This window comes from Streptomyces sp. NPDC004561, from assembly GCF_053602155.1.
Genome location: NZ_JBSGDB010000672.1, coordinates 1 through 3,793, shown reverse-complemented (window position 1 = coordinate 3,793; position 3,793 = coordinate 1). Strand labels below are relative to the sequence as shown.

Below are 3,793 nucleotides of genomic sequence, written 5' to 3'. Positions count from 1 at the left end.
TCAGGTCGGGATCGGCGCCGATGGTGGCGCGGTTGCCGGCGTAGAGCGTCTGCCAACTGGTGCTCTACACCGACGGACTGGTCGAGACCCGCAACGACCCCATCGACGAGCGTCTGGAAGCCCTGCTGCGGCTGCTGTCCCAGCCGTACCGCTCCACCGAGGAGATTTGCGACCGGCTCCTGCGGCAGCTCCGGGGCCCGGCCGGCCACGACGACGTCGCCCTGCTCATCGCCCGCGCGGAACCGCTGGCGCGCCCGTGAGCGCCCGGCAGCCCGGGGCCCCATTTTTCTTGCACAGTGCAAAACCTTGGGACGGCGAGAGCCGGCTCAGGAGGACGGTGGCGCGGCCCGCTTCAGTCGTCGTGCGCCGTGGTGTCGTCCAGGGCCCAGCCGATCGGATGCGGCTCACCGCTCCCCCTTGAGGCGAACGGCTCTCCGCCCGCCTCGCTGAAGGCGTCGAGGGCCTCGACGAGGGCCAGTCGCTGGGTCGGCCGCAGGCGCTGGACGATGGCGGCGATCTCGGCCCGGCGCCTGGCCATCACCGTCTCGACCGCGCGCCGCCCCTCCTCCGTGAGCCGCAGCAACGTCTCGCGGCGATTGACGGGATTGGGCTGCCGGTCCGCGAGCCCGGCCGCGATCAGCCGGTCCACCATCCGCATGGCGGTCGACGGCGCGACCTGCAACAGGTCGGCCAGCGCGACCAGCTTGGTGGCTCCTCGGCTGGACAGCACGACCAGCATCCTGAACTGGGGCAGGGTGACCCGTTCCTCGACCTCGGCGAGCGAGCGGACGGAGACGGCCACCAGCAACTGGGAAGCGGTCAGCACCGCTCGCGTGACCGCGTCCACGTCGTCCAGGTCGCCCGCCGGGGTCTCCATCTCCGCCATACGTCCTTTCTACCGCGCCCGCCGCTCGCTCCGGCCACAGCGAGTCGGGCGATCCCGGGCCGGCGCGAAAAAACTCAAAAAATTGCACTGTGCCAATGAATCGGACGCGCCAAGACGGATACGCGAAAGGGGAGCAAAACACCCGAAGGTGGAAGAAGGAAGGGAGGTGGCCCCAGTGGCCATGCACTCTCGTATCGAAGAACACCCCGATCTCATGGCCATGCGGGCACACTACGCGGAGGTGTCCGCACGGCCGCAGCTGCAAGCGGTGGAGGGCCTGACCCTGCTGACGGGCCTCTACATGGCGATCTCTCCCTGGGTGATCGGTTTCGGCGGCAACCCCCTGGCGATCAGCAACCTGGTCACCGGAATCGCCCTCGCCGTCCTCGCGCTGGGCTTCGGCTCGGCCTACGAGCGGACCTTCGGCATGGGGTGGTGTGCCGCCGGCATCGGCGCGTGGACGATCATCAGTCCCTGGGTCGTCCAGCACGCGACGACGACGACCGGAACCATCGCCAGCAACACCGCGACGGGTGCCGTGGCGGTGATCCTGGGGTGCGCCACCACGGCGATGGCCGCCCGCCGCCGTACCTGACACCGGCAGTCGATCGACCGGCGCGCGTCCGGTGTCGCGGGCCGGCCGGTCCCATCGTTCAGTGACCGGGAGGTGAGGGGCACGGCGCAGCGGTCCGCCGTGCCGTCGGACCTCGAAGGAGTCCGTCATGGACGTCGAACGCGAACTCGCCGCTCTCGAAAAGGAGCTGGCGTCCCAGGATCCGGCGCTGGCGCGGAAACTCGAGTCCTTCGACAGGTCCGCCGTCTCCCCGCCCCGCCTTCGCAAGGCATGGCGGGTCGCGCTGCTGTGGACCTTCGTCTGTCTGGTGCTCGCGGTCGTGTCCGCGCTTGCCGTGGGCACGGCCAACGCTCCCGCGTCACCGGCCGGCAGGGTCGTACAGCAGCATTCGGGCGGGACTGGCTGATCCGCCGCCGCGAGCCGGCGGCGGCACCGGTCCCGCTGTGATAGGTGTGCACGGCACATGAAGCAGAGGTCCATTGAGGAGGCAGGAACATGGAACACGTCGGGCACCGTGTGTGGGCGATCCCCGAGGGGTTCGTCCCGGAGTCGAGCACCGGTCCGGAGCCGATGATGACCAGCCACGAGACGGCGTGCATCCTCAACACGGGTGACGCGGACGCGCACGTACGGATCAGCCTCTTCTTCCCGGACCGCGAACCGGCCGGTCCCTACGAGGTCACCGTGCCCGCCCGTCGTACCCTGCACCAGCGGTTCAACGAACTCACGGACGACGGTTCGGTGCCGGTCGGCGCGGACTACGCCTCGGTGCTCGTCAGCGATGTGCCCGTCGTCGTGCAGCACACGCGCCTCGACAGCCGGCAGGCGGCGAACGCCCTGCTGTCGACCATCGCGTACGCCGGGGACTGACGTCCCGGCCACGGAGGCGGACCGCTCGGTCGGCGGCCGGGCCCGGCTCCGGGTGATCACCCTGCTCGCCGTAGTGATCGCCCTCGACGGCGCGGACAAGGCGACGGTCTCGGTCAACGCGGACAGCCTCGAACGGGTCTTCCACATCGGGCACACGGAGATCGGCCTGCTCGTGTCGGCGACCTCCCTGGCGTGCGCCCTGGCCACGCTCCCGGCGGGCGTTCTCACGGACCGGATCACGCGCACCCGGCTGCTGGCCGCCGGCATCGTCCTGGGTCGGTCGCCATGATCGCCGCGTCACCGGCGCTCTCCTATCCGGCCCTACTGGCGGCGCGCGTGGCGCTCGGCGCGGTCACGGCGACCGCGGGGCCGACGGTCGCGTCCCTGGTCGGCGACTTCTTCCCGGCCCGGGAACGCGCGCGGCTGTACGGGTACATCCTCGCCGGTGAGCTGCTGGGGACGGGCGCCGGCCATGTGGTGTCCGCGAACCTGGCGGTGCTGCTGTCCTGGCGGGTTTCCTTCGGCTGGCTGGCCGTTCCCGGGCTTCTGCCGGCCTGGCGGGTGGTCCGGCTGCCGGAACCGGAGCGCGGTGGGCGCGGGCAGTTGCCGTGCGAGCCCCCGCGGGGTGTCGCCGCCCGGCGGATCGAGCCGGTGAGAAGAGCGGCCCCGGGGCCTTCCGGGAGGCGGCCTCGGCCCTCCGACGGCGTACCCGGTGTTTCCTCACGGACGGCTGGGAGAACCCGGGTGCCATGGACAACAGAGCGGACAACCCGGAAGGCGTACGGAACGAGGTCTGCCCGCCGTGGGTGCTGCGGGACTACGCGCTCCTGGCCGACGGCGAACGCGGCGCCCTGGTGGACCCCAGGGGCCGGATCGTCTGGCTGTGCGCACCCCGCTGGCACAGTGACGCGGTGTTCTCCTCCCTGATCGGCGGCGGAGGGTACTTCGGCGTCGAACCGGAGGACCGGTGGCATGTGTGGGGTGGCTACTACGAGGACGGCACGCTGATCCGGGTCAGCCGCTGGGTCACCTCCGACGCCGTGATCGAGTGCCGGGACGCGCTGGCGCTGCCGGCCTCGGTGGACCGTCTCGTGCTGCTGCGCCGGATGCGCGTCGAGAAGGGCGAGGCACGCCTGAGGCTCGGCCTCGACCCGCGGCCCGGCTTCGGCGCGGGCCGGATGCGCGAGCCGCGTCTCGAGGGCGAGGTGTGGACCGGGGAGGCCGGGGATCTCCGGCTGCGGCTGCTCGGGGCGAACCAGGCGGTGTGGAAGCCCGAGTCGGGCCTGAGCGGTGAGTTCCGGCTGCGCGAGGGCGAGCACCATGACCTCGTGCTGGAGTTGTCGGAGGCGGAGAGCACGGCACGCCTGGATCCGGAGCGGCTGTGGACCGGGACGGAGGACGCGTGGCGGCGGGCCCTGCCCGACTGCTCGGGCCTCGCCGCGCCGCGCGACGCCCGGCACGCC

The 3,793-nt window shown here is 71.7% G+C and carries 7 protein-coding genes and 1 pseudogene; 7 read left to right on the top strand and 1 reads right to left on the bottom strand.

Annotation, left to right across the window (positions count from 1 at the left end; translation table 11 throughout):
* Nucleotides 1-53: 53 nt before the first annotated feature.
* Nucleotides 54-260: pseudogene (locus tag ACWEN3_RS43300) on the top strand (SpoIIE family protein phosphatase); the annotation flags it as partial.
* A 92-nt stretch (nucleotides 261-352) separates the two neighbouring features.
* Here the strand turns inward: ACWEN3_RS43300 and ACWEN3_RS43295 are convergent.
* Nucleotides 353-886: a MarR family winged helix-turn-helix transcriptional regulator gene (locus tag ACWEN3_RS43295; RefSeq protein ID WP_452983290.1), complete on the bottom strand. Its 534-nt coding sequence runs from the start codon at nucleotides 884-886 to the stop codon at nucleotides 353-355.
* A 181-nt stretch (nucleotides 887-1,067) separates the two neighbouring features.
* Between ACWEN3_RS43295 and ACWEN3_RS43290 the strand changes: the two genes are divergently transcribed.
* The 6 genes from ACWEN3_RS43290 to ACWEN3_RS43265 all read left to right on the top strand — a co-directional run.
* Nucleotides 1,068-1,481, top strand: a complete 414-nt coding sequence (locus ACWEN3_RS43290) for an SPW repeat protein (protein ID WP_452983288.1) — start codon at nucleotides 1,068-1,070, stop codon at nucleotides 1,479-1,481.
* Nucleotides 1,482-1,608: 127 nt separating this feature from the next.
* On the top strand, nucleotides 1,609-1,866 hold the full coding sequence (locus tag ACWEN3_RS43285; protein WP_452983285.1) for a DUF3040 domain-containing protein: 258 nt from the start codon (nucleotides 1,609-1,611) through the stop codon (nucleotides 1,864-1,866).
* Nucleotides 1,867-1,955: 89 nt separating this feature from the next.
* Nucleotides 1,956-2,330 (top strand): sensory rhodopsin transducer, encoded by a 375-nt coding sequence (locus ACWEN3_RS43280; RefSeq protein WP_452983282.1) that lies wholly within the window; start codon nucleotides 1,956-1,958, stop codon nucleotides 2,328-2,330.
* Nucleotides 2,331-2,382: 52 nt separating this feature from the next.
* Nucleotides 2,383-2,619: an MFS transporter gene (locus tag ACWEN3_RS43275; RefSeq protein ID WP_452983279.1), complete on the top strand. Its 237-nt coding sequence runs from the start codon at nucleotides 2,383-2,385 to the stop codon at nucleotides 2,617-2,619.
* Nucleotides 2,616-3,257, top strand: coding sequence for an MFS transporter (locus ACWEN3_RS43270; protein WP_452983276.1), 642 nt, complete (start codon nucleotides 2,616-2,618; stop codon nucleotides 3,255-3,257). Before ACWEN3_RS43275 ends, ACWEN3_RS43270 begins: the two co-directional genes overlap by 4 nt.
* The coding region (locus ACWEN3_RS43265) for a trehalase-like domain-containing protein (protein WP_452983293.1) at nucleotides 3,140-3,793 on the top strand (654 nt) is incomplete at its 3' end. The genes ACWEN3_RS43270 and ACWEN3_RS43265, both read left to right, overlap by 118 nt.